We start from the raw sequence: 15,381 nt of genomic DNA, 5'->3' as shown, positions 1-15,381 counted from the left end.
TCCCATCGATTCGACGTAACCGACGACTCTCGTCGGTCTCACACGTTCCGGGCGATCGTCAGATAGCCCGTGTGACCGACGGGGGCCGTCGAGGGTCTCGAGCCGCGGTCGTCGAACTGCATCTCGCGCTGGATCGTCTCGCGGGTGCGGACGTTCGACAGGTCGGCCTCGCGGGCCGCTTCGACGACCGCGCGCGTCGACTCGATGAACGGACTGTAGACCGCGACGAAACCGCCGTCGACCAGCAGGTCGGGGGCGTGAGTTACCACGTCCGCCGCGTCGCCGGTGTCGAGGGTGAGGACGTCGAACGACGACGGCTCGAGGTCGTCGACGGCCTCGCGCAGGTCGCCCGTCCGAACGTCGACGGCGTCGGCGACGCCGCCCAGTTCCATGTTCTCGCGGGCGACCTCGGCGAACTCGGGGTCGCGCTCGTAGCTGACGACCGACGCGCCGGCGCGGGCCATCGACGCCGCGAGCACTCCCGTTCCGGTGCCGGCGTCGAGGACGCGGTCGCCGCGGGCGATCCCCGTCTCCCCGATCACCAGGCCGATATCGCGCGGGACCATCGGCGCGCCCGTCCGCTCGAAGTGGTGAAACAGGTCCGGGCCTCGGAGTCTCCGGACCGTAAACGCCTCACCCAGGTGCGTCTCGAGGTCGTCGCCCGGCTCGACGTCATCGGGGACCGCGAGGACGCCCAGGTCGGTTCCCATCTCCTCGCCGGGCTGGACGAGAAACTCGCGGTCGTCGCGGACGACCAGCACCGGCACGCGACCGGCTCGTCCGCCGTCTCCCTCGCCGGTCGATTCGGTTTCCGCCGGATCGGTATCGTCGCTCACGCGAGTTATTCGAGTTCGCCGATCGCCGCGGCGAGATCGCCGTCGGCCGCCTCGAGCGCCTCGCGGGCCTCGTCCTCGCTGACACCGGCGCGCTCGGCGACGAGTTCGATGTCGTCGTCGGGGATCGCCGAGCCGGCGTCGTCGGCCGCAGCCTCGCCGGCGCTTCCGGCGCTACCCGCCTCGACTTCCTCGGGGGAGCCGATGATCTGGTAGGTCTCCTGGCCCCGGGCGTCCATCTTGGTCACGTCGGGGTCGCCGAAGACGAGGTCGTACTCGTCGGTCCGGATGATGACCTCCTCGGCGTCGATCTCGTCGACGTCGATCCCCATCTGTTTCATCATCTGTTCCATCTTGCGCGGGTTGAGTCCGCCGCCTCCTCCGAACATACTCACCACGTCGCTACCAGCGACCTTTTATGCTGCGGTCTGTCACCGGTTTCGCCTCGAGCGCCGCGACGCTGGGACGCCGGGGCGAGACGCGATCCGCTCGCGTGCCGATCCCGCCGGGCGACCGGGACGATCGGTCGCGGTCGGGGAACTCGGAGCCGACGCTCTCGTCGTCTGTTCGCGTCGTCTGCGAGCTGCGATAGAGAACGACCCGCCCTCGCTCGGCTTCGGGCTGGCCCAGCGAGGACAGTAGTTGTCAGAGACACATAGTGTTCACCACCGGAGTGAACACCACCAACTCCTTCTCAGCGCATCCGTAAGCACTCTTTGGTTAAACGATTAGGTACGACAGTTATACCCATTCACGACAAACGGGGACGAATCACGGGGTCGATGGGTCGAATCGGGATCCGTCGCCCGAGTCGCTCGAGAGCGACCAGACCCGGCGCGGCCCTCTCGGAACCGGCGGACGCCAGTCCGTCTCAGTAGCTCTTCGCGAAGTAGGCGACCTCGTCGGCGGGGTCGCCGCAGACGCCGCACTCGTCGCGGTCGGGCTCGACGACGTCGCCCGCCGTCGTTCCGCCCTGGTCTTCGAGCGGCTGCATCACGATTTCGGCGGCGATCTTCTCCTTGATGGCCTCCTCGCAGGCCTCGTCACCACACCACGGCGTCTTCACGTAGCCGCCGTGTTTACCGATCGTTCCGAGGATCTCCTCCGGGCTGTGGGCCTCGCGGACGTTCTCCTCGAGGTTCTCGGCTGCGGCGTCGTACAGCTTCTCGAAGATCGTCTCGAGGTGGTCGTCGACGGCGTCGACGAGTCCGTCGCGGTCCTCGACGACCTTCTCGTTGTCCGGTCGGTGGACGAACGTCGCCTCGCCGTCTTCGACCTCGTTCGGTCCGATCTCGAGTCTGAGCGGGACGCCGTTGAGTTCGTGTTCGTTGAACTTGAAGCCGGGATTACGCTCGTCGCGGTCGTCGAGTTCGACCCGGAAGCCGGCCTCCTCGAGGTCCGCCGTGAGCGCTTCGGCGTACTCGAGGACGTCAGCTTTGGTGTCTTCTTGCCAGATCGGGACGACGACGACCTGCGTGGGCGCGATCGTCGGCGGGAGCACGAGCCCCTGGTCGTCGGAGTGGGTCATGATGAGCGCCCCGAGCGCGCGCCAGGAGAGCCCCCACGAGGTCGTGTAGGCGGTCTGCTCCGCTTCGTCCTCGTCGGCGTACGTGATGTCGAACGCCTCGGCGAAGCTCCGACCGAGGTGGTGGCTGGTCGCGCTCTGGACCGACTTGCCGTCGGGCATCAGCGCCTCGACGGTCGTCGTCGTCTTCGCGCCGGGGAACTTGTCGTGTTCGGGTTTCTTGCCGCGCATCACCGGGACGGCGAGCAGTTCCTCGAACACGCGTTCGTACTGTGACAGCCGGGTCCAGACCTCCTCCCAGGCGCTCTCGTCGGTCGCGTGGGCGGTGTGGCCCTCCTGCCAGAGGAACTCCTTGGTCCGGAAGAAGGGTTTGGTCTCCGTGGCCTCCCAGCGGACCACCGAGCACCACTGGTTCAGCCGGAGCGGGAGGTCGCGGTGGCTGCGCGTCCAGTCGGCCATGAAGGGCGCGATGATCGACTCGCTGGTCGGACGCACCGCGAGTCGCTCCTCGAGTTCGTCGTGGCCGCCCTGGGTCACCCACGCGACCTCGGGGTCGAAGCCCTCGACGATGTCCTTCTCGCGCTCGAGGAAGCTCTCGGGGATGAACATCGGGAAGTAGACGTTGTCGACGCCGCTGTCTTTGAACCAGCCGTCGAGCGTCTCCTGGATCCGCTCCCAGAGGGCGTAGCCCCGCGGCCTGGTGACGATGAATCCGCCCATCGGTGCGTAATCCGCGAGGCCGGCCTTCTGGACGACCTCCGCGTACCACTCGCCGGGTTTGTGCGATTTCGACTCGGTGATCCCGAGTTCCTGGCTCTCGTCGCTCATTAGTTCGACACTCTGCCAGCGCGGGCTTAAAGCATGCGAAGAGCGGATCCCACAGCGGTAGTCGGACGCCGCCGTCGGCGGATCGGATCGCTCGAGGCCCCCACCTCCGCCGTTACTTCCCAGTTCGAAGTATCTTCGAGTATCGAACTATCGGTCGAGCGGATCTGGAGTGGCGTCGAGACGCTCCGTTCGTTTCGAGGACGCGTCGGCGTCCGCCGCTCAGTCGTGAACGGCGACGTCCCACTCGAGATCGTGGTCGACGAACGCCGCCTCGTCGAGCGGTTTTCCGCCGGAAAACTCGAACTCGCCGCGGACCGTTCGCCCGCAGAGGACGCCGGGCAGCCACAGGCGGTCGTCCTCCCACATTCGGTCGTAGGGGACGTCCTCGAGCGCGAACCACTCCGGTCTGGCCTCCTCGGTGGCGATCGGTTCGCCGGCGAACGCCGCGGTCCGGTAGACGTGACAGAACGTGTGTACCGCGCCGTCGAGCAGGAACGTCAGTTCGCCGGCTTTCTCGAGGTCGTCGGGATCGATCTGCAGGCCGACCTCCTCGCGCGTCTCGCGGACGGCACACTCGCGGGGGGTCTCGCCGTCCTCGAGCTTGCCGCCGGGACCGTTGTACCAGCCCTCGCCGAGCCCCCGACGCTTTTCGATCAGGAGAACCTCCCGCCGGTCGCCGGGCTCGTCGGCCGTCGTCTCACCGCCTCGCAGTGGAAAACACAGCGTCGCCTCGAGCATACGCCGCGTTCGAGCGCCGACGGATAAAGTTCGCCCGTTCCGTCCGCTCAGTCGTCGTCCGCCCGGGCGGCCGGCGCGTACTCTTCGGGCGCACAGCCCAGCGACCGGTGCGAACAGTACCGGCAGTGTTCTCCGGGCGTCGTCTCCGCGTAGCCCGGGTCGTCGACCCCCTCGAGCGACTCGCGAACCGCGGACCACGACGGGAGTTCGTCGGGGTCGAACAGGTCGACGCCCGGTCCCGCCCCCTCGCCGACGTAGACGTAACCCGCGGCCGCGATCGGCTCCTCGATCAGCCGCTCGCAGGCCCGCGCGTACAGCGCCAGCTGGACGGCGTCCGCCGGCTCGATGCGCTCGGCCGTCGCCTTGTAGTCGAGGACGACGAGGCCGCCGCCCGCCGGACGCCGCCGAACGGAGTCGACGTAGCCCACGACCTCCCCGCCGACGCCGTCGACGTCCGACAGCGAGAACGGGAGTTCGGCCGCGAGCGGCTCCCAGTTGGCGACCGGGTCGCCGCCGGACGACGTCGCATCGAAGAACCGGTCGACGCAGGCGAGGACGTCCTCTCGATAGGACTCGAGGCCGCGGGCCGTGAGCTGTCGGACCGCCGCCGCGCGCCACTCCTCGCGGGTGCGGTACCCCCTGTAAAAGGCCTCCTCGGCCACGTCGTGAAAGACCGTGCCGACGACGCGCTGGCTCCCGTCCGTCCGCCGATCCGCGCCCGGTATCGATCCGTCCGTCGTCCACCCCCTCGAGTCGCCGCCCGCCGGATCGTCGATCGCGCGAACGACGTGATCCAGGTAGTGCTTTCGCGGACAGGCGGCGTACGTCTCGACCGCGGAGTAGCTGTGGCGCATCGCCACCGGGACGTCGGTCGCACTCGAGAGCGCGTCGACCGGAAAGCGGGTGGCGTCGGTCGTCAGCGCGGACGGACGACGGCCGCTCGGCACGGGGCGGATGCGCTCCCCGTCGACGTCGTCGGGCTCGAGCAGCGGGGCGGCGTCGGCCGCGGGCAACAGCGTCCCGTTTCGAAGCAGTCGCCCGAGTCGGTGGACGGTCTCGATGGCGTCGCGGGGCTCGAGGGACGTTTCGGCGTCGTAATCGTAGGTGATCGTCCCCGGCCTGGCGTCGGCCGACAGCGCGATCTCGTCGGTCCGGTCCGCGACGGTCTCCGGGTAGCGCTCGCGGACGCGCTCGAAGCTGTCGGTCAGCGCCGACCAGAGGTTCATCCGCTCGCCGGCGACGGACCACTCGATCTCGTCGGCAAGACAGGTCGACGCGGTCGAGACCCCGAGTTCGTCGTCGTCGCCGTCGTAGTCGTACTCCGCGCCGAAGACGAACAGGTGGTTCTCGGCGCGCGTGAGCGCGACGTGGAGCACCCGCCACTCCTCGCCGACGGTCTCGGCGGCCAGATCGGCGAGCAACGGGGAGTCGACGTCGTCGGACAGCGTGGCGGCGAGCAGCCGGTACCGTGCCCGTTCGGCGTAGTCGGTTTCGACGCACCACTCCTCGTCCGAGAGATACGCCACCAGGACGGTGTCGAACTCGAGTCCCTTCGCCTGGTGGACCGTCATCACGTCGACGCAGTCGTCCGATCGAGTGCCGCGGGTGCGCTCGCGCTCGCTTCCCCGCATCGTCCGCTCGAGCGCGTCGACGACCCCGTCCGAGAGCGCTCTGAACGCCGCGTCAGTGTCCGTGGCCTCGACGACTCGCTCGAGGCGGTCGAGTTCGGCGCGCTCGTCGTCCGTGAGAAACCACCCGATGCGCGTCCGCTCGCGGAACCGGCGGACGAATCCGGAAAGCGGGTAGACGTCCCGCAGCCGCTCGAGAGCGGCCAGGTCCTCGCGAGCCCGCTCGAGGCGGTCGGGCTTCGCGAGGGTCGACCGTTCGGCGTCGAACGTCGCGTCGTACAGCGACCCGTCCGCTCGCTGGAGCGTCTCGAGGTCGTCGCCGGGCAGCCGGTAGCGATAGAGCAGCACCCGCCGGAGGTGGGCGTCCGCGTCGGGATCGACCAGCACCCGGAGGTACGACAGCACCGTCCGCACGCCGGGAGAAATCTCGCCGCGGGGCGACCCCGAGATCTCGTACGGGATCTGCTCGTCCCGGAGCTCGTCCGCGATCGCCTGGGCCTGGCGGTTGGTTCGCACGATGACCGCGACGTCGCCAAGCGACCGCCGCGGCACGTTCTCGCACTCGCCGTTGAGCAGCCGCGAGACGGTCGTCGAGACCTGCTCGGCGGTCGATCGTTCGATCTCGTCGCTCTCGACTTTGACGACGCGGTCGGGCGACCGCTCGTCCTCGCTCTCGTCGGCGTTCGCCTCCCGTCTGCGGTCGTCGCTTTCGTCGCCGCTCGTCCCGCGTCCGTCACCGTCGCGTCCGACGACGCTCCCGTCCTCGGGCTTCCCCGTTTCGATCGCGCCGGCTCCAGCTTCGCTCTCGCCCCGATTTCGGTCGACCTCCCGGAGCGTCTTCGAGGACTGTGGCCCGTAGTCACAGTGGTTCGTCAGATCGAGGATCTCCTGTCGCGAGCGGAAGTTGAGCTCGAGTTCGATCGACTCGTGGTCGTCGTACACCGCGGCGAGTCTGTCGAGTCCCTCGCGGTCGGTGCCGCGCCAGCCGTAGATCGCCTGGTCTTTGTCGCCGATCGCGAGCAGGTCCGGCCGATCCGGACCGTCCGTCAGCGCGGTTATCAGCGCGAACTGCGTCTCGTCGGTGTCCTGGAACTCGTCGCAGTAGACCTGCTCCCACCGGCCGGTGATCTCCTCGGCGACCGACCGCCGGGCCGTCCCACCGCCCGACTCGTCTGTTGCGTCCGCGTCCTGACTCGAGCCGTCCGCGAGCAGCCGGGTCGCCGTCCGCACCAGTTCGTCGAAGTCGAGCGTCCGATCGCCCTCGAGGCGGGCGTGGTAGTCCGCGTACACCTCCGCGTAGTGGCGCGCGATGCGCAGGAACTCGACGTAGTGTTTCAGCCGACCGAACGGACTCTGCTCGATCCGGTCCGTCGCCGTCCGCCAGATCTCGTTGCCAAACAGCGCGCGAGGGAGCTGTTTCGTCGCCGGCTCCTCGAGCGAGAGCGCCTCGATCGTGTTCGTCACGCACTCCTGGAGCACCCGGAGGTACCGATCGACGTCGCGAACCACCGCGTCCTCGCGGAACTCGGCCGGCGCCTCCGCGATCTTCTCGCGACAGTAGGTGATGAGCGTGCCGTACTCGACCAGCGACTCGCGGGCCGACTCGAGGTGATCGTCGTCGGAGAAGTACCGAAGCGCCTCGTTGTCGAACGAGAGCTCCTCGTCGGCCCGACGTTCGAGCCAGAGGACGAACTCCGAGAGCAACTCGAGGGTTCGAACGCCCGGAAGCTCCGCTCTGAGCGTCTCGGGCCGGATTCCCTCCTGGCTCATCGCCCGGATGAACCGATCGATCGAGTCGACGAGGTCGGCCGTCGATCCGTCGCCGGTCGCCGAGGCGGCCGCGAAGTCGTACTCGTTGTCCGCGAGCAGCCGGCCGACGATCCGGCGGCGCCGCCGCTCGGTGACGACCTCGAACTCCGGCGAGTAGCCGAGGTGGTAGGCGTACTCCCTGACCAGCCGGTAGCAAAAGGAGTGGTAGGTGTAGACGTCGATCGCCGCCGCGGTGTCGGGATCGAGCCGCCGCGAGACCGCATCCCGGATGCTCCCTGCAGCCTCGTTGGCGAACGTCAACACGAGCACGTCGTCGGGGTCGACCTCGCCGCGGTCGATCGCACGTTCGATTCGCAACAGCATCGTCGTCGTCTTGCCCGTTCCGGCGCCGGCGTCGACGGACGTACACGCCGCCCGACTCTCGATGACCGCACGCTGGTTTCCTCTCGGCTCGAGGCGCTTCCGGTCGATCTCACCCATCGAACCGGACCTCCCGCTCGATGCGTTCCTGACAGCAGACGGCGTACTCACACCGGGGGCAGATCCGCCGTTCGATCCGCTCCCACCGGTCGGACGGATCGAACGCGCCCGAAATCAGCCGGCCGACGACGCGCTCGAGGCGGCCGTCGACCGTCGCGTTGCGGTGTTCGTGGGTCATCCCGTAGGTGTGGTGGTCTACGTAGACGTCCGTCAGATCGACGATCTCGAGGCTCGCCTCGACTGAATTCCGAACCCAGTTGACCGACGTTCCCGACCGATCGGCGAGGGGGATCCGGACGTACCGACAGGTCCGTCTCTCGAGACCGAGTCGATCACGGAGGCCCCTGAGTCCGTCGAGGACGACGGCCGTCTCGAACAGTGCCGCGATCGGAGACGGCTCGAACACGTCCGCGTCGGGGTCGAAGTGATCGGCAAAGAGCGTCTCGACGTCGCCGTCCCACTCCGATCGGTACCGCAACAAGCCAAGCGGCGCGAGCGTCGGCACGAACCTGACGGCGACGATCGACGATTCCGCGGCGTAGACGTAGTCGACGTTCGCTTCGATCGTCTTCTCCCCTCCGGGATCCGCGTCCGTCCCGTCCCCCGGTTCGGACTCCGCCACCGGAGCCGACACCGTACACGAGAGCGTGCGACCGGGTCCGACGAGTTCCGGGTCGCCCTCGGCAGCCGCGCGCAGCCGCTCGACGCCGCGTGCGTGCTCGAGGCCGACGCGGTCGGCGTAGGCCCGGAGGGTCGCCTCGAGCACCCGCCGCTCGTGACGGCGCTGGGCGCGGGAGTGAAATCGTTCGTCGTGGTCGTCCCACAGCGCGGCCAGGCGCGTTCGAGCGGTCTCGACGAGCGCGTCGGGCTCGGTCGGGTCCGCTTCGAGCGCCGCACAGATCGCCCGCCGGAGGAGATCGATCCGGTCGGCCTCCGCGTCGTCGTCGCCCGCGAGTCCGTAGACGTGGGCGAATTCGTACTGACGGGGGCAAGCGAGGTAGGTCTCGAGGCCGCCGACGGTGATCGCGTCGGTCATTCCGACCGTTCCCCCTCCGTCGGCCGCCGCGCCCTTCGCTTCGGGGACCGTTCGTCGGCCCGCTTTCCTCGGCGGCCGCCGGTTCGGACCACGTCCCCGGCGGCGAACTCGAACTGCGACCGGACCGCCTCCGCGAGTTCGTCGTCGATCGCCGCCGACTCGAGGACGACGGCGATCTCTTCGAACAGCGCCTCCGTCTCGCCGAGGTCGGCCTCGCCGCCGGTGCTGGCCTCGCGCAGCACCCGCTCGAGTTCGCCCCGCGGCTGGTCGAGGATCGCCTCGAGGGCGTTCGCACGGCCGCGGACCGCACCCCCACGGGAAGCGTCGACGTCCTCGAGTTCGAGTCCCGGCGTCGCCTCGATCAGCTCGAGATACCGCGACTCGTCGTACGTTCGCCGGAGGCCGCCGGAACCCCGCTCGTACGAACAGCAGTAGAGGACGCTTCGCGCCGCCCGAGCTCCGAGCGCGAGCCGTCGCCGCGACCGCTGGGCGTGATACGTCTCGAAGCGATCGCCGATCTCGTCCGTCTCGGGGGCCGTCGAAAACGTCGCCGCGATCTGCTTACGACTGGGATCGGTGACGGCGGGATAGGCGGGCAGCTCCCGGAGCCACGCCGTCGGAAACAGCCTGGTGAGAAACTGCTCGCCGGGGTAGGATTCGTCGACCAGGTCGAGCAGGAAGACGGCCTCGTGCGAGGCGTATTTGAGGTCGTCCACGGGACAGACCGTCACGCCACCCGACGGGGCTCGCGTCTCGACGGCGTGGACGTACGGCGCGTCGTACCGGATCGTCCGCCGGAGCATCCGACCCAACCCCTGCCAGTCCGGTCCGACCAGGTCGGTCTCCTCGACGAATCGGGCGATTTCGAGGACCCGACGGATCCCTTCGTACTGCTCGCGGGCGTCGACCCACTCCTCCTCGCTCGCGATCCGGCCCTTCAGGTTGGTGCGGGCGATCCACCGCTCGAGCGACCGGGAGACGCTCGCGCCGTCACACTCCGCGAGCAACGCGCTCGAGAACGCATCTGTGCGCGCCCGCAGCCGCTCGCGGGCGGCCTCGCGGTCGCGGTCGCGGCGGCGCTCGCCGCCGTCGACCGCCGCCTCGTCGGCGCGGCGGTCGCACTGGAGCGTGACGAACGCGTACAGTTCGTTGACGGCCGGATCTTCCGCGAGCGAGGGCGTTCCGATCGTCGCCGTCGGTATCCCGGCGTCGCGCAGCAGGCGTCGCGTCTCGGGAACGCGCTCGATCCGGGGGACGCCGACGGCGAACGCGTCGGGCTCCCAGCCGTGGCGGTCCCGAAGCGCCTGAATCTCCGTCGCCACCGCCCTGACCTGCTCGCGGGCGGTCGCGGTCCGGATGCGTCGCGCTCGAGCGAGCGGCCGGTCGTCTCCGGCAAGCGTCCCGTCCCCGTTCGCGGTCGACGGATCGTCACCGCCGTCGTTCAGTCGGGGCGGGACGCCCGTCGCGAGAAACCGCGTGATCCCGTCGTGAAGCGGTCGCTCCCCGCTCTCGCGGGAGTCCGTCGCTCGAGAGCCGCCCGGCTCGAGCCGCTCGATCTCGAGTCCGTCCCCGACGTGGTCCTCGATGCGTCCCGGCTCGACGCGCGTCCGCTCGACGCTCGCGTGGCGCTCGCCCAGACAGACGAGTTCGGCGTCGGCCGACAGCGCCGCGAGGTAGCGCCTGTCGAGCCGGCGGAACTCCTCGAACTCGACGGCGAGGACGGCGTCGAACGACGACGTGACTCGCCCTCGCAGCCCGTCGACGTCGTCCTCGAGCAACTCGACGGCCGTCGGGATCACGTCCGCCCGTTCGACGTAGCCGCGCCGGTCGAGCTCGTCGTGGAACCGGTCGTTCGTCGCGTACAGAAACGCGAGGCAATCGCGACCGACGCCGCCGTCTTCGCCCTCGAGAGCGGTCGCGTCGATCCGCTGGCGCGTCGCCTCGAGCAGGAGCTGTCCGACGTCGCGGGCGAAACTCTCGTGGACCGACGCGCGCTCGAGGTAGTCGGGGATCGATCGGCTCGCGCCGTCGACGACGAGCGAGATGAGTTCGATCCGTTCTTCGTACTCGAGGCGGTCGAGCGTCGGATCGTGGGCTTCGATCACCTTCGAGGCGTGTTCGGGCAGCGACTCGACCCGTGGCGATCGAGGCGTGCCGTTCGTCGCGTCGACGGTCGCGAGCGCCTCCTCGAGCCGGTCGATGCCGGCCGGGAGACGCTTGCAGACGAGGACGTTTCGGGGACCGTACTCGTCCGCGAGCGCGGCGTACTCGCCGGTGATGGCGTCGAACAGGCCGTCGTCGGGTGCGGGGAGGAGCTTACAGGTTCCCTCGAGGGACGCGTCGGGCGACATCACTGGTACGTCACCGTGTATGTCCGATTTCGTATTTAAAGCTATGCGACGGGTTCGCCGCCCGTCACGGTCTGCAGTCGCGGTCGCCTCATCGCGACGGTTCGACAACCATTATAGAGTGCAAGTCAAAGACTGACGTATGGAAGACGTTTTCGTCGCACGAGTCATGTCTCCGTCGGTCGTCACCGTGGACCCGGAAACGCTCGTCGAGGACGCCGGACAGCTGATGCTCGACAACGACATCGGCTCGGTGATCGTCACCGACGAGGAAGAACACCTCGAGGGAATCCTGACGACGACCGATTTCGTCAACATCGTCGCACAGAGCCAGCCGAAAGCCGAGACGACCGTCTCGCGGTACATGAGCACCGACGTCATCACGGCGTCCGCACAGGACAGCGTCCGCGACGTCGCGGACGTGATGGTCGAGCACGGGTTCAAACACGTTCCCGTCGTCGACGAGGACGAGAGAGTGATCGGCATCGTCACCACGACCGATCTGACGTCGTACCTCTCGCACGCGCAGACGCCGAGTCCGGAGAGCTAGTACCCTCCCAAGCGTCGACTGCTGAGTGAAATCGGACCTCACCGCGTGATTTCACTCGACAGTTCGGGCCCGACACGCCACTAGACGCCCCGACCGAACCGGACTGCGCGGACGAACGCGTTGGCGACGGCGTTAGCCGTCGTTTTCCCCGTCCGGTTCGTCCGGTTCGTCGTCCGTTCCGGTCCCGGCCGACGCCGACTCCGGCATCCAGCGGAGGATTTCCTCGAGTCGCTCGCACAGCGCGTCGGCTTCGGCGGGCGTCAGTTCGACGTCCGCGTGGCCGGTGGCGTGATCGCCCGCCATCGCGTCGACGCTCAGGACCACCCGGCCCCCGTCGTCGCTCTCGGGTCGAACCGAGACGTCGGCGCGGTCCGGATAGTCCCGCGGCGGTCCCATCTCGAGGTCGTGTTCGCCGCGGGTGACGCCCACTCGCACCCGTTGGGCGCACTCGAGGTCGAACGAATCGGTCGGATCGTCCGCGAGCGGCGAGCGGTCGTCGGGATCGGTGTCCTCCGCCATACCCGTCCGTTGGACGGCCCGAGCCTTGGGTGTACCGTCCCGCGGGTCGATCCACCGGCGGTCGGCGACGCGATCGCTCCCGCTTTTGAACGCTGTGCGAATTAACGCCGAACGTGATGGTCGTCGGCTCGCAACCTGCGAGCGACGATGACAGATCAGCCGCCGTCGCCCTCTCCCTGCTGGCCCGCGCCGACGCCGACCGCGTCGGCCGGAATCGAATCCGACGAGCGCGTCCTCGCGACCACCGCCCAACTCGTCGCGGCCGTCGAGCGATCGCTCGACTGCCGCCTCGACGAGGACGACCTCGAGGAGCTCCTCCTCGAGCTGGACCGCAGGTCGTACGTCGAGTGGGTGACCGTCACCCGCACCGGCGAGTACGTCTGGGATCTGACGGACGCGCCCGACCGAATCGCAGACGCCGTCGCCGTCGCCCTCGTCTCGAGGCTGTGTGCGTGGCTCGAGGGCGAACGCTGAGCGAACCGACGACGTTCGGCTGCGACCGTCACGGTCGGTCCGCCCCCACTTAGAGCGCGGAATCGTTCAGCCGAGACGGTACGTGCCGGGAGACGAACGCTCGAGTATGGAACCGGTTCCCACGACCGTCGAACTGGCGATCTACCTCTACTTCGTCGTCGTCGCCGCGGTCGGCTGCGCCCTCCTCCTTCGATGCTGGTTCGGCCGTCGTCGCCGCGGCGCATTCGGCGACGCCCGACACGCCGAGTAACGACGTCGGCCCTCGACGCGCCGAGAACCGGCACGATCCCGTCGAACGCCGACTCGAGTCGGAACCGATACGCGAGCGTCGCGAACCTCACCCTTCGCGGAAGATCCGATACGCCACCTGTCCGGTCGCGACCTCGCGCGTCTCGCCGTCCGGCGTCGTGCTCTCGACGGTGATCTCGCTGACGCCGACGCTCGTGCCGGCGCGGATCACGTCGGCGGTGGCGGCGAGGTCACCGGTCGCCGGACGAAGGTAGTTGACGTTCAGGTTGATGGTCGCGATGCTCGCCGCGAACGGGTCCTCGAGTTCCGTTCGAAGCGCGAGGCCGCCGACGGTGTCGATCAGCGTCGCCGCGACGCCGCCGTGAATGTCCGGCCGCCGTCCCTCGGGGGCGCTCGGTCGGGTGTTCGTCAGCTTCTCGTCGTACGGCACCGAGAGGGTCATCGTCCCGTCGCCGACGTCGTCGACGGTCGTCCCGATCCACGAGAGGAACTCCTGGTGCTCGTCGATGAAGTACTGGACGAGGTCCTCGAGGTCGTCGAACTCGGCGATCGCGGCTCGCAGCTCGTCGCTCATGGCCTCCGGTCCGCCGGCGAGACCCTTGACGGCTGCGCTTCCCGCGCTTTCAGTTGTCGAGCGTTTATTCGCAGTCGACGCTCGGACGATTCGCTCAAAGAGCCGTTTCACTCAGGAGAAAGCGTTTATCCCCGCCGGATGACCGACCGAATATGTCGACCAACAGACGAACTCTGCTCGCGCTTTCGGGAGCCCTCCTCGCTGGCGCTGCGGGCTGTACGAGCGACGGACCGGCCGACGAATCGAACGGAGACGACACGGACGGGACCGGCGACGACGCCATCGGAAGCGCCGGGAACGGCGCGTTCGATACGGAGCCGCCGGCGTTTCCGCGGCTGGATTTCGTCACGGATCCGAACGTCGGCGAGGATCCGCTCGCCCAGCAGATCCGCGCCAACGTCGCGTTCTCGCTCGAGGCGCTCGCCCGGCTTCGGGAGGACGACCCCGACGAGAACCTGTTTTTCTCGCCGTACAGCATCTCGGTCGCGCTGGCGATGACCTACGCCGGCGCGCGCGGCGAGACGGCTTCGGAGATGGCCGAGGCCCTGCGCTACGAGCTCGAGGGCGAGAATCTCCACGACGCCTTCGGCGCGCTCGAGGCCGAGTTCGAACGGCGAAACGAGGACGGAGAAACGGTCGAGACCGGCGAGTGGTCGGACGACGAGGACGACGAGGACGACGATCTGGGATTCGAGCTCTCGAGCGCGAACGCCGTCTGGACCGACGCGGGCTACCCGTTCGACGAGACGTACCTCGAGGTGCTCGCGGACTCCTACGGGGCCGGCGAGCGTACCGTCGACTTCGCGGGCGACCCCGACGGCGCGCGTCTGGAGATCAACGAGTGGGTCGAAGACCGAACGAACGACCGGATCGATGACCTGCTTCCAGACGGCTCGGTCGACGAGATGACGCGCATGGTCCTGACGAACGCGGTCTACTTCCTCGCCGCCTGGGAGCACGACTTCGACCCGTCCGCGACCGAATCGGAGACGTTCACCGCCCTCGACGGGAGCGAGACGGAGGTGGAGCTGATGCGCCAGTCGACGGAGCTCCGATACGCCGAGGTCGAGGGACACCAGCTCGTCGAACTCCCCTACGCCAACGGCGACACCAGCATGATCGTGATCCTCCCCGCGGAAGGCGAGTTCGAGTCGTTCGAAAAGTCGTTTTCGGTCGACCGGCTCGCGATCATGCTCGAGGAGACGTCCCGCTCGGAGGTCGACCTCGCGCTGCCGACGTTCGAGATCGAATCCGAGTTCAGCCTCGTCGATGCGATGCGGGAGCTCGGAATGGAGCGGGCGTTCGAATCCGATGCCGAGTTCGAGGGAATGGTCGACGGCGAGGAAGACGATCTGTTCGTCGACGACATCCGCCACAAGAGTTTCGTCTCGGTCGACGAGGAGGGAACCGAGGCGGCGGCGGCCACGGCGGTCGTCGTGGAGACGGCCGAGACCGAACCACCCGAACGAGTCGCGATGACCGTCGACCGGCCGTTCCTGTTTTACGTTCGGGATCGCCCCACGGAGACGCCGCTGTTTCTCGGTCGGGTCGTCGACGGCGACTCGCTGTCGGCGGGCTGACCGCGGTCCGAATCCATCCGCGTCGGTCAGCGAAGTGATCGCCGGCGGATGTCGAAGTTAACCGATCGACAGCGGGCATCGAAAAGCGGACCGAGCGCCGCGGATCCGGGGGCCTCGACTCCGACCCGCGACCCCGATCCCGGGACGCGCGCCCCCGGACGGAGCGCGCGTCGACGGAAATCGGTGATCTCTCGAGAGATCTCCGCGCGACCCCTTCGACTCGACTTCGGCCTGACGGCGGTATACTCG

The 15,381-nt window shown here is 68.5% G+C and carries 14 protein-coding genes; 5 read left to right on the top strand and 9 right to left on the bottom strand.

Features of this window, described 5'->3' with window-relative positions:
* Positions 1-38: 38 nt before the first annotated feature.
* Together EA472_RS02510 and EA472_RS02505 are read right to left on the bottom strand one after the other, a co-directional pair.
* Positions 39-836: a methyltransferase domain-containing protein gene (locus EA472_RS02510; RefSeq protein ID WP_394341336.1), complete on the bottom strand. Its 798-nt coding sequence runs from the start codon at positions 834-836 to the stop codon at positions 39-41.
* Between the two features lie 5 nt (positions 837-841).
* A complete protein-coding gene (locus EA472_RS02505; protein WP_124189919.1) occupies positions 842-1,222 on the bottom strand; it encodes a nascent polypeptide-associated complex protein in 381 nt (126 codons plus the stop codon).
* Between the two features lie 29 nt (positions 1,223-1,251).
* Here EA472_RS02505 and EA472_RS22340 point away from each other — a divergent pair, with 29 nt between their 5' ends.
* Positions 1,252-1,425, top strand: coding sequence for a hypothetical protein (locus EA472_RS22340; RefSeq protein WP_165874794.1), 174 nt, complete (start codon positions 1,252-1,254; stop codon positions 1,423-1,425).
* Positions 1,426-1,704: 279 nt separating this feature from the next.
* On the opposite strand, the gene proS is transcribed toward EA472_RS22340, so the two are convergent.
* From proS to EA472_RS02480, 5 genes are all read right to left on the bottom strand, one after another.
* Complete coding sequence (gene proS, locus EA472_RS02500; protein ID WP_124189918.1) at positions 1,705-3,186, bottom strand: proline--tRNA ligase; 1,482 nt, start codon at positions 3,184-3,186, stop codon at positions 1,705-1,707.
* 219 nt (positions 3,187-3,405) lie between these two features.
* Positions 3,406-3,924, bottom strand: coding sequence for an 8-oxo-dGTP diphosphatase (locus EA472_RS02495; protein WP_124189917.1), 519 nt, complete (start codon positions 3,922-3,924; stop codon positions 3,406-3,408).
* A gap of 47 nt (positions 3,925-3,971) precedes the next feature.
* Positions 3,972-7,802, bottom strand: coding sequence for a UvrD-helicase domain-containing protein (locus EA472_RS02490; protein ID WP_124189916.1), 3,831 nt, complete (start codon positions 7,800-7,802; stop codon positions 3,972-3,974).
* The gene (locus EA472_RS02485) at positions 7,795-8,838 is read right to left on the bottom strand and encodes a PD-(D/E)XK nuclease family protein (RefSeq protein ID WP_124189915.1); all 1,044 of its coding nucleotides are present in this window, start codon (positions 8,836-8,838) and stop codon (positions 7,795-7,797) included. Before EA472_RS02485 ends, EA472_RS02490 begins: the two co-directional genes overlap by 8 nt.
* On the bottom strand, positions 8,835-11,189 hold the full coding sequence (locus tag EA472_RS02480; RefSeq protein ID WP_243637751.1) for a hypothetical protein: 2,355 nt from the start codon (positions 11,187-11,189) through the stop codon (positions 8,835-8,837). Before EA472_RS02480 ends, EA472_RS02485 begins: the two co-directional genes overlap by 4 nt.
* Positions 11,190-11,328: 139 nt before the next feature.
* Between EA472_RS02480 and EA472_RS02475 the strand changes: the two genes are divergently transcribed.
* Entirely contained in the window at positions 11,329-11,736 is a 408-nt protein-coding gene (locus EA472_RS02475; protein ID WP_124189914.1) for a CBS domain-containing protein, read from the top strand.
* Positions 11,737-11,868: 132 nt separating this feature from the next.
* On the opposite strand, the gene EA472_RS02470 is transcribed toward EA472_RS02475, so the two are convergent.
* Entirely contained in the window at positions 11,869-12,255 is a 387-nt protein-coding gene (locus tag EA472_RS02470; RefSeq protein ID WP_124189913.1) for a hypothetical protein, read from the bottom strand.
* Positions 12,256-12,402: 147 nt separating this feature from the next.
* On the opposite strand from EA472_RS02470, the gene EA472_RS02465 reads away from it, so the two are divergent.
* Both EA472_RS02465 and EA472_RS22335 read left to right on the top strand, forming a co-directional pair.
* The gene (locus EA472_RS02465) at positions 12,403-12,729 is read left to right on the top strand and encodes a hypothetical protein (protein WP_124189912.1); all 327 of its coding nucleotides are present in this window, start codon (positions 12,403-12,405) and stop codon (positions 12,727-12,729) included.
* Positions 12,730-12,835: 106 nt separating this feature from the next.
* Positions 12,836-12,979, top strand: coding sequence for a hypothetical protein (locus EA472_RS22335; RefSeq protein WP_165874793.1), 144 nt, complete (start codon positions 12,836-12,838; stop codon positions 12,977-12,979).
* 87 nt (positions 12,980-13,066) lie between these two features.
* Here the strand turns inward: EA472_RS22335 and EA472_RS02460 are convergent, their stop codons facing one another.
* Complete coding sequence (locus tag EA472_RS02460; RefSeq protein WP_124189911.1) at positions 13,067-13,552, bottom strand: PaaI family thioesterase; 486 nt, start codon at positions 13,550-13,552, stop codon at positions 13,067-13,069.
* Positions 13,553-13,704: 152 nt separating this feature from the next.
* Between EA472_RS02460 and EA472_RS02455 the strand changes: the two genes are divergently transcribed.
* Positions 13,705-15,132 (top strand): serpin family protein, encoded by a 1,428-nt coding sequence (locus EA472_RS02455; RefSeq protein ID WP_124189910.1) that lies wholly within the window; start codon positions 13,705-13,707, stop codon positions 15,130-15,132.
* Positions 15,133-15,381: the final 249 nt, after the last annotated feature.

This window comes from Natrarchaeobius oligotrophus, assembly GCF_003841465.1.
GTDB lineage: Archaea > Halobacteriota > Halobacteria > Halobacteriales > Natrialbaceae > Natrarchaeobius > Natrarchaeobius oligotrophus.
The sequence above is the reverse complement of the archived record's forward strand: the minus strand, read 5'-3'. Positions and strand labels throughout refer to the sequence as shown.

Excerpts from the sequence above, each read along its gene's own strand:
- proS (WP_124189918.1), bottom strand. The coding sequence starts at position 3,186 with ATGAGCGACGAGAGCCAGGAACTCGGGATCACCGAGTCGAAATCGCAC.
- EA472_RS22335 (WP_165874793.1), top strand. The coding sequence starts at position 12,836 with ATGGAACCGGTTCCCACGACCGTCGAACTGGCGATCTACCTCTACTTC.
- EA472_RS02465 (WP_124189912.1), top strand. The coding sequence starts at position 12,403 with ATGACAGATCAGCCGCCGTCGCCCTCTCCCTGCTGGCCCGCGCCGACG.
- EA472_RS02475 (WP_124189914.1), top strand. The coding sequence starts at position 11,329 with ATGGAAGACGTTTTCGTCGCACGAGTCATGTCTCCGTCGGTCGTCACC.
- EA472_RS02460 (WP_124189911.1), bottom strand. The coding sequence starts at position 13,552 with ATGAGCGACGAGCTGCGAGCCGCGATCGCCGAGTTCGACGACCTCGAG.
- EA472_RS02495 (WP_124189917.1), bottom strand. The coding sequence starts at position 3,924 with ATGCTCGAGGCGACGCTGTGTTTTCCACTGCGAGGCGGTGAGACGACG.
- EA472_RS02505 (WP_124189919.1), bottom strand. The coding sequence starts at position 1,222 with ATGTTCGGAGGAGGCGGCGGACTCAACCCGCGCAAGATGGAACAGATG.
- EA472_RS02490 (WP_124189916.1), bottom strand. The coding sequence starts at position 7,802 with ATGGGTGAGATCGACCGGAAGCGCCTCGAGCCGAGAGGAAACCAGCGT.
- EA472_RS22340 (WP_165874794.1), top strand. The coding sequence starts at position 1,252 with ATGCTGCGGTCTGTCACCGGTTTCGCCTCGAGCGCCGCGACGCTGGGA.
- EA472_RS02485 (WP_124189915.1), bottom strand. The coding sequence starts at position 8,838 with ATGACCGACGCGATCACCGTCGGCGGCCTCGAGACCTACCTCGCTTGC.
- EA472_RS02455 (WP_124189910.1), top strand. The coding sequence starts at position 13,705 with ATGTCGACCAACAGACGAACTCTGCTCGCGCTTTCGGGAGCCCTCCTC.
- EA472_RS02480 (WP_243637751.1), bottom strand. The coding sequence starts at position 11,189 with ATGTCGCCCGACGCGTCCCTCGAGGGAACCTGTAAGCTCCTCCCCGCA.
- EA472_RS02470 (WP_124189913.1), bottom strand. The coding sequence starts at position 12,255 with ATGGCGGAGGACACCGATCCCGACGACCGCTCGCCGCTCGCGGACGAT.